This is a genomic window from Fannyhessea vaginae DSM 15829, from assembly GCF_000159235.2.
GTDB lineage: Bacteria > Actinomycetota > Coriobacteriia > Coriobacteriales > Atopobiaceae > Fannyhessea > Fannyhessea vaginae.
The window spans coordinates 771,623-786,068 of record NZ_ACGK02000001.1 but is presented as its reverse complement, the minus strand read 5'-3'; the positions used below and the strand labels follow the sequence as shown (position 1 = coordinate 786,068).

General features: G+C 42.7%; 14 protein-coding genes. All 14 read right to left on the bottom strand.

The window, feature by feature from the left end; translation table 11 throughout:
* Positions 1-573 (bottom strand): guanylate kinase, encoded by a 573-nt coding sequence (gmk, locus tag HMPREF0091_RS03410; protein WP_035434544.1) that lies wholly within the window; start codon positions 571-573, stop codon positions 1-3.
* Between the two features lie 2 nt (positions 574-575).
* Positions 576-884 carry an integration host factor, actinobacterial type gene (gene mihF / locus HMPREF0091_RS03405; protein ID WP_035434543.1) on the bottom strand — a complete coding sequence of 103 codons (309 nt, stop codon included), beginning with the start codon at positions 882-884 and terminating at the stop codon, positions 576-578.
* Between the two features lie 183 nt (positions 885-1,067).
* The gene (gene pyrF / locus HMPREF0091_RS03400; protein WP_006302866.1) at positions 1,068-1,793 is read right to left on the bottom strand and encodes an orotidine-5'-phosphate decarboxylase; all 726 of its coding nucleotides are present in this window, start codon (positions 1,791-1,793) and stop codon (positions 1,068-1,070) included.
* A complete protein-coding gene (locus HMPREF0091_RS03395) occupies positions 1,787-2,716 on the bottom strand; it encodes a dihydroorotate dehydrogenase (protein ID WP_006302865.1) in 930 nt (309 codons plus the stop codon). The genes pyrF and HMPREF0091_RS03395 overlap by 7 nt, the downstream gene beginning before the upstream one ends.
* A complete protein-coding gene (locus HMPREF0091_RS03390) occupies positions 2,710-3,501 on the bottom strand; it encodes a dihydroorotate dehydrogenase electron transfer subunit (protein ID WP_006302864.1) in 792 nt (263 codons plus the stop codon). Before HMPREF0091_RS03390 ends, HMPREF0091_RS03395 begins: the two co-directional genes overlap by 7 nt.
* Positions 3,502-3,752: 251 nt before the next feature.
* Complete coding sequence (locus tag HMPREF0091_RS03385) at positions 3,753-5,048, bottom strand: dihydroorotase (protein WP_006302863.1); 1,296 nt, start codon at positions 5,046-5,048, stop codon at positions 3,753-3,755.
* Complete coding sequence (locus tag HMPREF0091_RS03380) at positions 5,032-5,967, bottom strand: aspartate carbamoyltransferase catalytic subunit (RefSeq protein WP_006302862.1); 936 nt, start codon at positions 5,965-5,967, stop codon at positions 5,032-5,034. Before HMPREF0091_RS03380 ends, HMPREF0091_RS03385 begins: the two co-directional genes overlap by 17 nt.
* Positions 5,967-6,530 carry a bifunctional pyr operon transcriptional regulator/uracil phosphoribosyltransferase PyrR gene (gene pyrR / locus HMPREF0091_RS03375; protein WP_006302861.1) on the bottom strand — a complete coding sequence of 188 codons (564 nt, stop codon included), beginning with the start codon at positions 6,528-6,530 and terminating at the stop codon, positions 5,967-5,969. The genes HMPREF0091_RS03380 and pyrR overlap by 1 nt, the downstream gene beginning before the upstream one ends.
* 278 nt (positions 6,531-6,808) lie before the next feature.
* The gene (locus HMPREF0091_RS03370) at positions 6,809-7,924 is read right to left on the bottom strand and encodes a glycosyltransferase family 2 protein (RefSeq protein WP_006302860.1); all 1,116 of its coding nucleotides are present in this window, start codon (positions 7,922-7,924) and stop codon (positions 6,809-6,811) included.
* The gene (locus tag HMPREF0091_RS03365; RefSeq protein ID WP_006302859.1) at positions 7,921-8,985 is read right to left on the bottom strand and encodes a glycosyltransferase family 2 protein; all 1,065 of its coding nucleotides are present in this window, start codon (positions 8,983-8,985) and stop codon (positions 7,921-7,923) included. The genes HMPREF0091_RS03370 and HMPREF0091_RS03365 overlap by 4 nt, the downstream gene beginning before the upstream one ends.
* A 12-nt stretch (positions 8,986-8,997) precedes the next feature.
* A complete protein-coding gene (locus HMPREF0091_RS03360) occupies positions 8,998-10,140 on the bottom strand; it encodes a glycosyltransferase family 2 protein (RefSeq protein ID WP_006302858.1) in 1,143 nt (380 codons plus the stop codon).
* A 2-nt stretch (positions 10,141-10,142) separates the two neighbouring features.
* Positions 10,143-11,372 (bottom strand): ABC transporter ATP-binding protein, encoded by a 1,230-nt coding sequence (locus HMPREF0091_RS06235; RefSeq protein ID WP_006302857.1) that lies wholly within the window; start codon positions 11,370-11,372, stop codon positions 10,143-10,145.
* Between the two features lie 99 nt (positions 11,373-11,471).
* A complete protein-coding gene (locus HMPREF0091_RS03350) occupies positions 11,472-12,287 on the bottom strand; it encodes an ABC transporter permease (protein ID WP_006302856.1) in 816 nt (271 codons plus the stop codon).
* Positions 12,288-12,472: 185 nt separating this feature from the next.
* A complete protein-coding gene (locus HMPREF0091_RS03345; protein WP_006302855.1) occupies positions 12,473-14,380 on the bottom strand; it encodes a hypothetical protein in 1,908 nt (635 codons plus the stop codon).
* Between the last annotated feature and the right edge of the window lie 66 nt (positions 14,381-14,446).

Sequence of the window (14,446 nt, the reverse complement as noted above, 5' to 3'; positions counted from 1 at the left end):
TTAGGCTCCTTTAGTTTCATAAACATACATCAAATCTTTGAGGCTTTTCGCACATTCATCCAATGAATCATTGATAAGAACAGCGTCATATCTATCCTTAAGCTGCATTTCTTGACGTGCATCAGCAAGCCGCAACTCAAGTGATTCTTTAGTTTCGCTTTTTCTTCCAATAAGACGTTCACGCAAGACATCCATAGAAGGCGGCGCAATAAAAATAAGAACCGCAGCTGGATAAGCTTTCTGTACATTAAAAGCACCTTGAGGATCAATTTCCAAAATAACGGATTGTCCGCTATGTATGTACTTTTCTACCTCGCTTTTTAATGTCCCATACCTATTGGAATGGACGTGTGCCCATTCAAGAAATGCATCTTGTTCAATTGCACGATTAAATTGCTCATTTGTAAGAAAATGATAATCAACACCGTCCTTCTCGTGTGCACGAGGAGAACGCGTGGTAGCTGAAACCGTCAAGGCAAAGCAAGGGGAAATCTGATGTAATCTACGGATTACTGTCCCCTTACCGGCACCTGACGGTCCAGAAATTACAAATAAGCGAGGTGTACGTACGATAGCTATTTTGAAAGCACCTCAAGAAGTTGCTCGCGCTGACGAGCGCCAAGACCCTTAACACGACGAGTTGCACTAATGCCAAGCTCATCCATAATCTTGGTAGCTTTAGCTTTACCATAGCCAGGTAATGACTCAATTAAAGCGGAAACTTTCATACGACTTGCAATAGCATCGTCAGATGCAAGAACAGAAGCGAGAGAAACCTCGCCTTTTTTAATTTTCTCACGAAGCTCAGCACGAGCGTGACGTGCGGCTGCTGCCTTCTCGAGAGCTGCTTTACGCTGCTCATCAGTAAGCTGAGGTAATGCCATCGTTCCTCCAAACATATGTGAATAATGCAGACATAGCAATGAATTGTTATGCAAGCATACAGTTTGTCAATAAACGCAGGAAATTACAAGCTTTTTTTTAAAAATTCCCACGTCAGAAAAGATATTAACACAAAATCACGGCAAATTAGCAGTAAATCTGTGAGTTTTTAAGAAAAATTAGAGCTAAGAAGCACTACAAATGTCTTCAACAATTGTTTCAAAAGCATCTCCTGGGTGCTCGGCCTGTGTTATTGGTCTTCCTATAACAAGCTTAGAAGCACCTTGGCTAAGTGCAAATTGAGGCGTTGCAACGCGCGCCTGATCTTGACAGGCCTCGCCTTTTGGACGTACGCCAGGAACAACAATAAGGCCTTTATCGCCAAAGATTTCACGCATACGATGTGCCTCAAAAGCTGAGCAAACCATACCATGAGCCCCGTGAGCAGCTGCAAGCGCGCCTAGACGATCTACTTCGTTAGCAACACTGTGCTCAATTCCAATTTCGGAAAGCGCTTGAGCATCCATGCTTGTTAAAACAGAAATAGCAACAAGCTTTGCATCGCAGCCCATTTCTTCGTGGGCGCGCTCTACGCCCTTGCGTGCGCTTTCAATCATCTTAGATGATCCCAGCGCGTGAAGCGAAATTATATCGGCTCCAGATAGCGCAGCAGAATACGCTGCTCCTTCTACCTGAAACGGAATATCATGTAACTTAAGGTCAAGAAAAACAGAAAAGCCGCGATCACGAAATTCCTGAATAAGAGCAGGACCTTCGCGATAAAAAAGCGTCATGCCAACTTTAACCCAACGGGCTTTTCCGCTCAAGAGCCCAAGCAGCTCTAATGCATATTCTTTATCACAGTCAAGTGCAACAATAAGAGAAGAACGTACCTCATCTTCTGTTAACATTTACAAGCTCCAATCAAATCGGAAATGCGAGTCACACCTTGCTTTTGAGCCCAATCACAAAGCTCATGCAAAATTCTGGGTGCGCTCATAGGATCATAGAGATTTGCAAGTCCAACGCTTACAGCAGTTGCACCTGCAAGTATAAACTCGGCTGCTTCGAGTCCTGTGGTAATACCACCTATACCGCACAGGGGGATCTTAACTGCCTTATGTGCTTCCCATACCATACGAACCGCAATAGGATGAATGGCTGGCCCTGAAAAACCGCCGGTAGGACGCGATAACTTACTTTTATACGTGGTAGTATCAATGGCCATTCCAGGAATAGAATTGATAAGGCTGAGCGCATCGGCACCCTCAGATTCAAGTGCGCGTGCAATTTCGGGAATATTAACGGGACCCATTTTTACCAGCAACGGGCGTTTTGTAAGAGGACGAAGTCTGCGCATAATCTCGGCTGCGCCCTGAGGCGTAGATCCCATAGCAGCTCCACCACAGGCAATATTTGGACAGCTAATGTTGATCTCAAAACCTGCTGCAAATGAAGCTTTTTCTTCAAACACTTCAAGCGCCGCTACATATTCATCTATCGAGTGTCCTGCTACCTGACAAATTACTTGACAGTTTTTCTGCTGTAAACCTGTCAGATAGGCTCCAGCTGTGTTTATAAGTCCATTAACGCCAGGGTTTTGCAGACCAACCGAATTAATAATTCCCGAGGTAACTTCGCACATACGCGGAGCAGGATTGCCTGCCCACGGTTTAATAGAAGCTCCTTTGGTTGTAATAGCGCCAAGTTGGGAAACGTCATAAAACTTTTCGAATTGTTGCCCAAACGCAAAAGTTCCGGCTGCCGTATTAACGGGATTTTTCATATGAATACCGCCGAGATTAACTTCCATTGAAACAGGTGTCTCTACCATGCTACCTCCTCGGCATTAAATACAGGTCCTACCATACAACAACCTTTATTGCTCCCGTCAACCATTTGAACGGTACATGTTGCGCAAGCTCCAAAACCACAGGTCATCATACGCTCAAGTGACGCCTGACATGGAATATGTGCAGCTTTTGCAAGTGCTGCAACACGCTTCATCATAGGTGCAGGACCGCAGGTGCATACACATCCATAAGATGTTTCAGCAAGCAACTTTTGCATCACATCGGTTGTAAAGCCTTTTTCGCCTAAAGTTCCATCATCAGTTGTTAAAAACAGACGATCAACGCCTATTGCATGAGCTCGCTTGACACCCCAAAGCTTATCGGCTGTTTGTGCGCCTATGATGACGTCAACTGCAATTCCTTGTGACTTAAACAAAGCAGCTGCAGCAAGTACGGGAGGCGCGCCAATTCCACCACTTACCAGTAAAGCCTTCTCTTTTGAAAGGGGCATATCCCAACCATGACCACATGGACCCAAAACACGTAAAGCTGTTTTTGCGCATAGCGCACTTAAACGCTTGGTGCCACTTCCAACTACAGCATAAGCCAGGTAAATCAAACCGGCTTCTACGTCAATATGAGAAAACGAAAGTGGAATGCTCAAAAGCTCGGTTTGGCTTCCCGGAACATGAATATTTATAAACTCTCCTGGCAACATAGTGCGTGCAAGCTCGTCACATACCAAAACCAACTCGTAGATGCCATCACCTACACGAGTATTTGAAACAATATATGCAGTATGTAATTTTGTATCTTTAACTGCCACGCTCTCCCCTCCCTTTTGCGCGTGTAAACTGGTGACACATAAAATGCGTCACCAGTAAGTGTACGACTTTGCAAGGTCTTTTTCGTAGCGAAACATCAAAAGTCTTTTGCAATTACAAAACCACAAGCGACTTACACCCTAAGAAAACCATACAAAAAGAAATCGCCAGTAAAGACTTTACACAAATGTGCTTAATTATGCGCATAAGTTTTACGCGCAAATTTATACAGGCTACATACGTACGTCTTGGGCTATGCAACAACCTTGGTATTGCACAAGGTACGCTTTCCAGCTACAAAGACATCTGTTGCACAGCCGCAAAAATCGTTGCCAAGCCAAGGCGAGTTAAGCGACTTGCTTTCAAAATAGTCTTTGTCAACATGAATTTTTTCAGACATACTGATAAGCGTAATATCTGCTTGCGAACCACGTTTAATAGACACCTCATTAAGACGCAGTAGTGCACGTGGATTGATTGCCATAAGCTCTACCATACGTGACATGCTAATTTTATCGGTTGCGACCATCTTTGAAAGCATAAGCGGCACAGAAGTTTCCAATCCTGTAATACCAAATGACGCGATCTCAAATTCGCAATCCTTTTCGTGCTGTGCATGAGGCGCATGATCGGTTGCAATACAATCGATGGTGCCGTCAGCCACGCCTTCTTGAAGCGCAAGCATATCGCTCTTAAGACGAAGTGGCGGATTCATTTTAAAGCAGGTATTATAGCTATTATCAATATCATCTTCGTTGAGGAACAAATGATGTGGCGTAACCTCACAACTTACTGGCAGGCCTTCTTCTTTTGCTGCACGAACAAGATCTAAGCTTTTTGCAGTTGAGATGTGTGCAATGTGAAGTGGACAACCCGTAAGACGACAAAGCTCAATGTCACGATACACTTCAAGTTCTTCGGCAAGGGCGGGCCAACCAAACATACCTAAACGAGTAGAAGCTCTTCCTTCGTTTACCACACCGTGTGCAGAGAGTGATTTGTCTTCGCAATGAGCAATGACCAAACGATCGAACTGTGACACATAACCCATGCCTGTACGCATCATACCAGCGCTTTGAACACCATGACCGTCATCGGAAAAGGCACAAGCACCTTCTAAGACCATATCACCAATTTCGGCAAGCGCTTCGCCTTCTTCGCCACGCGTAAGCGCACCAATAGGACGAATGTGTGCAAGATCAGTTGCGCGCGCGCGGTCAATTTGATACCTAATTCCAGTACCAGTATCGGTTACGGGATTTGTGTTAGGCATTGTTGCAACATCGGTAAAACCACCATGTGTAGCTGCACGCATACCACTTTCAATGGTTTCTTTATATTCGTAACCAGGGTCACGAAAATGTACATGCATATCAACTAATCCAGGAACAAGATATTTACCCTCTGCATCTATAACTTCGTCGTTGGCACTTGCCTCGAGCTGAGGAGCTACATCAACAATGGTTGAACCCTCAACCTTAACGTCATATTTACTATCAAGTGATACTTGAGGGTCTACAACATGAGCACCCTTAATCAGATAAGCCATTGTTTTCTCCTCCCAAAAGTAAGTACATTTCTGCCATACGAGTAAGAACGCCTGAATTGACCTGCGTTAAGATACGTGAACGTGCGCAATCGGCTACGTCAGCATTAATTTCCATACCGCGGTTCATAGGACCTGGATGACAAATTATGGCATGTGGTTTCATGCGTTTAACGCGCTGCATATCAAGACCCCATAAGCGGTTATACTCACGGCGCGAAGGAATTGTTGCACCTTCCATACGCTCAAGTTGAACACGAAGCATATAAACAACGTCAACATCTTCGATAACGTCATCAAGTGATGAAGTTTGCTCACATGCAAACCAGCGTGGATCGTCAACCTGAAACGTGGGAGGCCCAACCAAAATAACATGTGCACCCATAGTTTCTAAGGCAGGAACCAAGGATCCAACAACGCGAGAATGACTTAAATCACCAACGATTGCAACTTTAAGTCCATCAAGATGCTTAAAGTGTTTACGAATGGTATAAAGGTCAAGCATAGCTTGCGTTGGATGTTGGTGTTTACCATCGCCTGCATTAATAACAATGGCATCGGTATTTTCGATAATTTTTTGAGGCGTACCTGCAAGACGAGCGCGGCATACAAACATATCTACGTTCATAGCGCTGATTGTTTGAATGGTGTCGGCAAGCGACTCGCCTTTGACAACCGAAGAGGTAGAGCCACCCATGCTTAAACTATCGGCAGAAAGCCTTTTTTCGGCAAGCTCAAAAGAACTCTTGGTACGCGTAGAAGGCTCCAAGAATAAATTAACAATGGTGCGTCCTCGCAACGCAGGAACTTTTTTAATTGAACGCTTGTTAACTTCTTCAAACGAAGCAGCAGTATCTAAAATTTGCGAAATATCATCTGCAGTTAAGCTGTTGGTATCTATTAAATGTTTAACCGATAACATTAGCACTCACCTTCCTCGTGCTGTGAATCTGATGTCCAAATTTCTACAGCGTCTTCTTTGTCATATTCGCTCACTAAAACGCGCACATCTTCATCATGAGATGACGGAACGTTTTTACCAACAAAATCAGCACGAATAGGAAGCTCGCGGTGTCCTCGATCAACCATAACTGCCAGCTGGACAGAATCGGGGCGACCATAATCCATCAGAGCATTCAAAGCAGAACGAATGGTTCTTCCGGTAAACAAAACGTCGTCTACCAAAATAATGCGTTGTTTGTCAATTTTAAAAGGAATATTGGTAGCATGAAGAACAGGAACAATTGAGCGATTCACGTCATCACGGTAAAAACTAATATCAAGTTCACCTGTACGTGGACGCGTTCCTTGAATTGCTTCGATTTGCGAAGCCAGACGTTTAGCCAGCGTAGCACCTCGGCGAATAATACCGATTAAAACAACGTCTGACCCCTCATTGCGCTCGATGATCTCATGTGCAATACGCACTAACGCTCGCTGCATTGCCGTGGCATCCATAATTGATGCTTTAAGCTTGGGTTGCATAGCTCTCCTTCCTGTACGCCTTGAGCGTACATATAATAAAAAAGCCTCACCTGCAAAGAGCGGATGAGACACGTAAGAAGGCTATGTTGAGTTGCTGTTCTGCAACACGTACCTTACCGGTATCTCGTACCGCGCTTAAAGGTCGTATTTAGTTTACGTGATAATGATAGAAGTAATCTTGTAAATCTTATCGTCATAAAATCATCACGATGGAAAACATGCAACCTCAATCAGAAAGTATGTATACCAGTCATGACCAACTTGTACACTATGAACGCTTAGGAATAAGAGCTATGACCTTGTAAGTGCGCAAGCACACGACGCACACAGGCCATAACTCCGCGACGTTTAACATAGAGCACCACCAAATCCTTAGATGAAAGCATACGTATTCCTTGGGCACACGCGCGCAACTTTTGTAAAAGTTGCCGTTCGGGTGCAAATCCCAAAAAACCAAATGTAGAAGCACTCATTTGTATACGATCAAGTAAGCAAGCAAGCTCAGCAGCAAACCTTGACCTGTTGAGTGGAGGCTCTTGCACAAGGTCAAACAGCATAAAATCAAGAATCCAACTTATAAGTTCTTTTTGGGCGCGCGGCATCCACGGTTTATGAATCCAATCATTGATGATTGACTTTACCACAAGCATATGTGCTTCAATTTTTTGGGTGTGAGCCTGCGCTTTATGTAAATCATGCGCAAACGAGGACGAACGCATGGTGTAAACATATAAATGATCTTCAATGAGGATCGTTTTTTGTGAACGCGGATAGATATACATAAAAAATACCTGATCTTCGCCCAAACCAACTGCCTCGTCAAAATGCACATGTTCGCGTTGAATAAATGAAGCAGCAAGCGCTACACGCACACCAAAAGGCCGCGAATTGCTATGAAAAATGCAGGTGGTTGAGTAACCGCTAAACTCGCCCGCGCGAGGTGTCTGCAATTCGCGCATACTTATAGGAGCACACGTATTGGGTTCTACATCAAAACCAAAGGTAATAACCTCAGGATGCTTTTCTACAAAAATATCTACGGCACGCTCAATTGTATAAGGCTTATAGGTATCATCGGCATCAATGAACATCACAATGTCGCCAGTTGCGGCATAAATTCCGCGATTTCGAGCGGCAGATGGTCCTAAATTGCGTTGATTGATAACCTTAAAGCGCACGTCACGCGTAGCAAAATCTTGTACAATCTCTAATGAGTTATCACGTGATCCATCGTTGACACATATACACTCAAAGTGGGTATATGTTTGCGCACGCAGCGAAGAAAGCGTTTGGATGAGTGTTTCTGCTGCGTTATAAACAGGCATAATAACAGATACCAAAGGCATACTGGAATCAGTTTGAAGCGTGCGAGGCTGTTCATATAACGTATTCATGAGCGTGCACGTCTTTCTTCCAAAGCAATAAATATGCCATATAAACCAGCTAAGCGCAGCGCAAATGCAAGTTTAGAAAGCGTTGAATCATGACGCTTTCTACGAAGATCCAAATACTTTTGTGGATCGCTTATAAGTTTTTTGACGTTAAGCGAGCGCCAGCGATCTAAATGCTCATCAAAGGCAGGATCTTTTTTTGCACGTGCGCAAAAATATGTTTTAAGTGCGTCAACAAATTCCAAAGCATGGTTATCATCAAGCCTGTCTAAATACCATAAACAGCCATTTACGCAGGCTGTAAGAGAAGCTGTTTGCAAAAACGGATTTTGTGGAGCAAGCTTTTGTGCCAAAGTATCAATGCGATCAAACTCGGCTAATAACAAATCCTTTTTAGTAAGGGAGTGTATAGATGATGCTTCTCGATCCTGTCGATACATAATAATAGGAAAATCATCTACAACACAGCTTTGAGCACGTGCAAACACCTCAAAGCTAAACGACGTATCTTGAAAAGAAGCTCCTGGCGTAGAAGAAAATCGTATGTGATGTGCTTCAATAAGCTCTACTCGCGCGTAGAGTCCCGACCAAAGGCTTGGCATAGTGATAAAGAACCGCAGGTCACGCGATGGATTTATCACACGATTATGCATTTGCACGGGAAACTGATTAACGTGTTGTGTGATGCCTGAATTGCTCCACCACATCTTAAAACCACAGTGAAGCGTATCAGGATGATAGGTACGAGCAAGCTCGCTCATATGCGTGAGTGCACCCTCGCACATACAGTCATCGGATTCTAATATGGCAAGATAATCACCGCGCGCACGCTCAATGCCATAATTAAGCGTTGCACCGTAGCCCGAATTTTCTTTATGAAATGCCTTAAACCGCGCATCCTTGCGAGCATATTCATCAACAATATCTTGTGAGCCATCGGTAGAGCCATCGTCTAACAAAAGCGCTTCAAAATCTTTAAAATCTTGTGACAAAAGTGAATCTAAGCAAGCACGAAGGTATTCACTAACATTATAAACGGGTATAAGAACGGATATAAACGGCATACATGTCCTTCTTTAATGGCGAGATCGTACACGATGTTTAATAAAGGTTGCCACACGCGATAACGCATAATTGAAACCATAGTGCCTACATAACCTGTAGGTATCGCCCATAAGCGCACAGATGTGTTGCTTTTGGTTAAATGCAACACGAGAGTTATTCATAAAAGAAGCATAGCGATTACGCGCCGCACGAGATAGATACGGCATATCCTTAACAAGTTTAGGATCAAGCTGTTGATAAAGTTTACCAATGTAATGTAGTGCTTTATCGTGATATACCTGGAGCGCGCCATGTGCAATAGCATCCTCAACATAGGCAAAGCCAACCGTATAAAGCCCCTTAAGGATGCCTGCATCGCAGATATTAAGCTCTTGGGCAATATCATGCATGTCTTGCCAGCGTCTAAAAGGTAAATCCAGCGACTTAAGTGCGGAAGAAGATCCAGGAGCAAGATAGCGATAATGATAGTATGCATTATCGGTATATACAATTGAAGACGCAAGGTTAAGCACCTTAAAGTTAAAAGGCGTATCGACCCAGCCAGCACCTGGAACTTCTTGGAATCGTATGTGTCTCTCATCCAAAAATGATTTTTTATAAAGTGCAGACCAAATTGAAGGATGATGTTCAAGCAAACGAGGACAATCTTTAAGCACAAAGGGCTCAGAGCCTATACAAAGCTTTTTATAATAACTGCAATGTTCAGTATGCTCAGAAGCAGTATCTGGATTAAACACACACCAAAAAGACGATTTCACAATATCAGGAAACTGATAACGCGTAGCCAGCGCAAAGAGATCATCATACATATGCGCTTCTACCCAATCATCGGGCTCAAAAATTGCAACATAGACACCTCTTGCCTCAGATATACCCCTATTAACAGTTGCACCATATCCTTGGTTTTGCTTATCGATAATGCGAATACGCGCATCTTTTGCAGCAAACTCTTTCATAATCGCAGGCGAAGCGTCAGTTGAGCCATCATTGATGAGTAAAATTTCAAGATCACAAACATTGTTATTAAGCAGTGATGATAAAGCCTGCTTGAGATAGCGCTGGGTATTATAGCACGGAACAATAACAGAGACGTCGCATGAAGTGCGTTTATCGCAGGCGAGTTTTTCGTTAAGAGTAGCAGTTTGGATATCCATAGTTATCGCTCCAACTTTTTATATGCCGCACAAACTTCTACTGCGGGACCTAACGCACGTTGCACACCGTGCTCGATCCAACACGCACGATTACATACACGCTCAATAAGTTCAATGGAGTGACTTACTAACAAAACAGTAACGTTATCTGATTCAACCAATTCGGCAATTCGTTGCTCACATTTTTGCTGGAACAAAAAGTCCCCCACCGATAATGTTTCATCAACAATTAAAATATCTGGCTCGGTAATAGTTGCAATGGCAAACGCAATACGTGCAACCATACCAGACGAATAATTTTTAAGTGGTAACTCAAGAAAGTCTTTAAGCTCAGCAAACTCAACGATCTCATCAAAGTGCTCATCAATGAACGACTTTTTATAACCAAGCAAAGCGCCATTCAGATAAATGTTTTCCTTAGCAGTAAGCTCTTGATCAAAGCCTGCTCCAAGTTCGATAAGCGGCGCAATCGTACCCGTTACGCTACATGTTCCTTGACTTGCACCCAAAACACCTGCAATAATTTTAAGCATGGTAGATTTTCCCGAACCGTTAGTACCCACCAAGCCAAAGGCTTCGCCCTTCTTTATCTGAAAATTGATGTGATCAAGCGCTCTAAATTCCTTAAAACGCAGTTCACGGCGGGCAAGCGCAATAAAATACTCTTTTAAGGAATTAAACTGTTCGGACGCTATGTTAAAAATCATCGAAATGTCATGCACGTCAATAACAGTTGGCGTATCGGGCGTCAAATTGGCAAGCGAAGGTTTAACGAGAACAGGTCTTTGACGCTTGTTATGAGAACCATATACAAACCAGGTGCTAATTGTTTGTTGATTGTTATGTTGGTCAAAAACATCAACGGTTATAAGATAGTGGCCATCACAAGGAAGCTCAAAATCCCAAAAGGGAGCCTGCGTGAACTCGCCATTTGAGCCACACAAACCTTCATCCTCTAAAAACCAGTGGTACTGGTACGTAAACGATGACGGATGAACGAGGTTATCTGGATCAAAATTAAAACGTCCATACAAGTCTGGCGAAGTAGTTTGACCTTCCATGGGAATAGACGTTGTAACACGCAGCTTATCTTTTCCATCAGGCGAAACTATATGGCACAAAAGTTGCGCCTGCCACAAGGGTTGCTTGCTTACAGCTGATTTAGAAGAGTCATCATTGGAAGACTCACGGAAAGTGGATTGGTGAATATCAGTTTGTGTAGTAGTGTGCATAAAAACTCCAAGTGTACGAGACACTGACTTTACTATTGTACGATATTTTTCTAGATCCTAAAAGAAAACATCGCGATCAAAACGGTTCGATAAACAAAACTAAATGAACAGGATAAAACGCTTTTCATGCCTTGAAAAAACAAACCATCCAAGTGCTAGAGAAATCAGCGAGCAAACAATACAGGCAAAATTAAGCTCCAAAGAAGGCATGCGACCGTAGAGCAAAATTTCGCGGATGAAATTAACGTAGTGATACATGGGATTAAAGGTTTCAAGATTTCTAAACCACAAGGGCAAAATTTCTTCTGAATAAAAAAGCGGCGTAGCGTAGGTCCACACCGTAAGGACAATGGTCCACAGATGCATAATATCTCTAAAAAATACAACTGCTGCTGAAAGCAAAAACGAAAGACCAACACAGAACGTACCAACATAAACAATAAAAAGCGGAAGTAACAGTGCAAAACCCGTAGGCGCAATGCCAACAAAAATCATAACAAACGCAACGGCAATAAGCGAAAACGAAAAATTAACGAGTGCAAATAAGACTTTTTCTATAGGGAAGACAAAACGATTAATACGAACTTTTTTAATCAGTGAGGCATTATCAATAATAGAATGCATGCCGTAAGTGGTAGAATCTGCCATTAGAGTAAAGGTAATGTTACCTAAAATAATATACAATGGAAAACTTGGGATTGACGACGAAGAAAACCGCAGCATAGCAGTAAAAACAATTGCCATAACTACCATCATGAGCAAAGGATTCAAAACGCTCCACAACACACCTAAAAAGCTTCGACGAAACTTAAGCTTAAAATCGCGCGACACGAGCTGTTCAATAATAAACCAATCCCTACTCCAGGGATCAGACCATGTTTCTTTGCGAATTTGTTCATGCGCTGTATCTTGCAAAACTACCCTCTTTAACCAAATGCGAACATAAACTTAGATATATTTTACCAAGAGCCACTTATAAAGGTAAATTCAATCTTTGCCTAATGGTAACATACCTACACGCATATTCATCTAAAAAAGAAAAGCCGCCAAAGGCGGCAATTCTTATACTTACAAATTTAAGTATCAATACAAAAGCAGCATTACTGCGACACTGATGCAGCTGCGTTTGTGTTCGCAGAAGCACTCACCTCATGGTCAGTAGATACAGCTTTGTCTGATGATGCTGGTGTAGAAGCAGACAGGCTTGAATCTGAAACTTTGCCCAGATCAGCAGGTGCTTTTATTGATGGTTCCTTTTGGTTCGGTACAGAACTGTTAGATTCCACAGAAGTGTTTACAGACGCAGCTGAAGAAGCATTAGATTCTGCAGGACTTTGTGCTTGAGCAGCATTATTCTTGTGCGCGTCTACCTTATCTTTTAAAAACGAATAGGTAGTTCCATAAATCTCAACCGTACCGTCATCATTAAAGACTGCAGCATGAACCGAAGAGTTAACCGGCAATGCCAGCCATGCTTTTTCAAATTCATCGGTTGTCACACCAAGTTTTTTGCATACATAATCCTCTACACTTTCAAGTGTTGCGTTTAAGTCCCCCTTCTTAGTGTAGTCTTCAACCGTCACATGAAACTGTTCGTAAGCCGAAACATCTGAAACTCTTTGAGCAGCAGTGCCGTCATTATAGAAAATCCAATAAAAAACGCTACCATACTCTTTATCTTTAACAATGCGAGATGGCTTTTTAACGCTATTATCCACAAGCCAATCTTGTGCAGGATGCCCCGCATACTCCTTTTGATAATCCTTATTGATCTCATCTTGAGGTTGACTTTCCGGGTGGTCAATAAGCCACTTTACCGTTGCAACTACATCGCGAGCACTAATGTGCTTTGAAGTAAAGTATGCAGCATCTGCTTTTACACTTTTAATGATATCTTCAAGTGCATGTGAGTGAATATGCGGATTGCCTGCCATGTGCCACGCATAAAAACGATTGGTTTTTGCATCGTAGGCTTTCATATATTTAAGATCAGCAAAAACCTTGTCCAAATCAGAAAGAGAAACCTTATTTTCGCTCGCCACATCGTTATAGTCAAATAGATCACCATCTTCAACTACAACATTATCAACATTTTTATCATACTCCCCCACAAATGCATGCGGGAACAAGGAACTAGGATCGGTGTGTACCACATATTCATGACCATCACGATCATATACATGCCAGTGATCCTCGTGCTTTAAAATCTTGACGATATCTTTATTTTTGATTTCGTCTAGACCGCTATGTACTTCCACAAGGCCTGGGATATTAGGAACAGACGAAGAACTTGATGAATCTGATGATGCACCATAAGAAGGTGTACTGCTGTAATCTTGTCCGCTACCTCCGTCAAATGCAGGATGCGTATATGATTCATGGTTATGCGAACCTGTATAGGTGCCTATCGTAATATTTGGATAGTAGGAGCTGGGATCGGAATACGTTATGAACTCACGACCGTCACTGGTATACACATGCCAATGGTTTCCGTGCTGTAAAATTCTCACAACTTGAACTCCCATATCAGTAAGCTCACTGTTAGACACAACTGAGTGAACGTCACGCAAATCTTGGGTCGTATGAGCAAGTGTAGGATCTTTGTAGGTGATAATTTCGCGCCCATCCTTAGTAAATACGTGCCAATGGTCCCCGTGTTTAATAATTTTTACAATATCGTTTGCGTCAACATCGGGAGCATCAAGTAACACGTCAGTTGTGGTATCAGCTGCATATGTTGTAGTCTTTTGCTTAAACTCAGTTGGAGTGGCTATTTCATTTTCGAGCTCTTGTGCTAATTGTTGAGTTGTGCGAGCCTCATTACGAGGAGAAAGCATGCCGTTATATGCGGCAAATGCTAAGCCAACTGTTGCTACACCAGTGAGGATGGCTCCAAGTGCCAAAGGACCGGTTATATGAGCAAACCATGTGCCGTGTGCCCAGCTATTTGTTGTAGTAGGCGCATGATTGGTAGTGGTATTAATCACTTTTTTATCTAGAGAATCCATAAATCTACCTTTCTTTTATATACAAAGTTTTAAAGGAAATATTGAAACACGTACACTAACCGAAGG

What these genes read in the sequence shown, in the direction of transcription:
- mihF (WP_035434543.1), bottom strand. Translation starts at nt 884, where the DNA reads ATGGCATTACCTCAGCTTACTGATGAGCAGCGTAAAGCAGCTCTCGAG.
- pyrF (WP_006302866.1), bottom strand. Translation starts at nt 1,793, where the DNA reads ATGTTAACAGAAGATGAGGTACGTTCTTCTCTTATTGTTGCACTTGAC.
- HMPREF0091_RS03395 (WP_006302865.1), bottom strand. Translation starts at nt 2,716, where the DNA reads ATGGTAGAGACACCTGTTTCAATGGAAGTTAATCTCGGCGGTATTCAT.
- HMPREF0091_RS03385 (WP_006302863.1), bottom strand. Translation starts at nt 5,048, where the DNA reads ATGGCTTATCTGATTAAGGGTGCTCATGTTGTAGACCCTCAAGTATCA.
- HMPREF0091_RS03380 (WP_006302862.1), bottom strand. Translation starts at nt 5,967, where the DNA reads ATGTTATCGGTTAAACATTTAATAGATACCAACAGCTTAACTGCAGAT.
- pyrR (WP_006302861.1), bottom strand. Translation starts at nt 6,530, where the DNA reads ATGCAACCCAAGCTTAAAGCATCAATTATGGATGCCACGGCAATGCAG.
- HMPREF0091_RS03370 (WP_006302860.1), bottom strand. Translation starts at nt 7,924, where the DNA reads ATGAATACGTTATATGAACAGCCTCGCACGCTTCAAACTGATTCCAGT.
- HMPREF0091_RS03365 (WP_006302859.1), bottom strand. Translation starts at nt 8,985, where the DNA reads ATGCCGTTTATATCCGTTCTTATACCCGTTTATAATGTTAGTGAATAC.
- HMPREF0091_RS03360 (WP_006302858.1), bottom strand. Translation starts at nt 10,140, where the DNA reads ATGGATATCCAAACTGCTACTCTTAACGAAAAACTCGCCTGCGATAAA.
- HMPREF0091_RS06235 (WP_006302857.1), bottom strand. Translation starts at nt 11,372, where the DNA reads ATGCACACTACTACACAAACTGATATTCACCAATCCACTTTCCGTGAG.
- HMPREF0091_RS03345 (WP_006302855.1), bottom strand. Translation starts at nt 14,380, where the DNA reads ATGGATTCTCTAGATAAAAAAGTGATTAATACCACTACCAATCATGCG.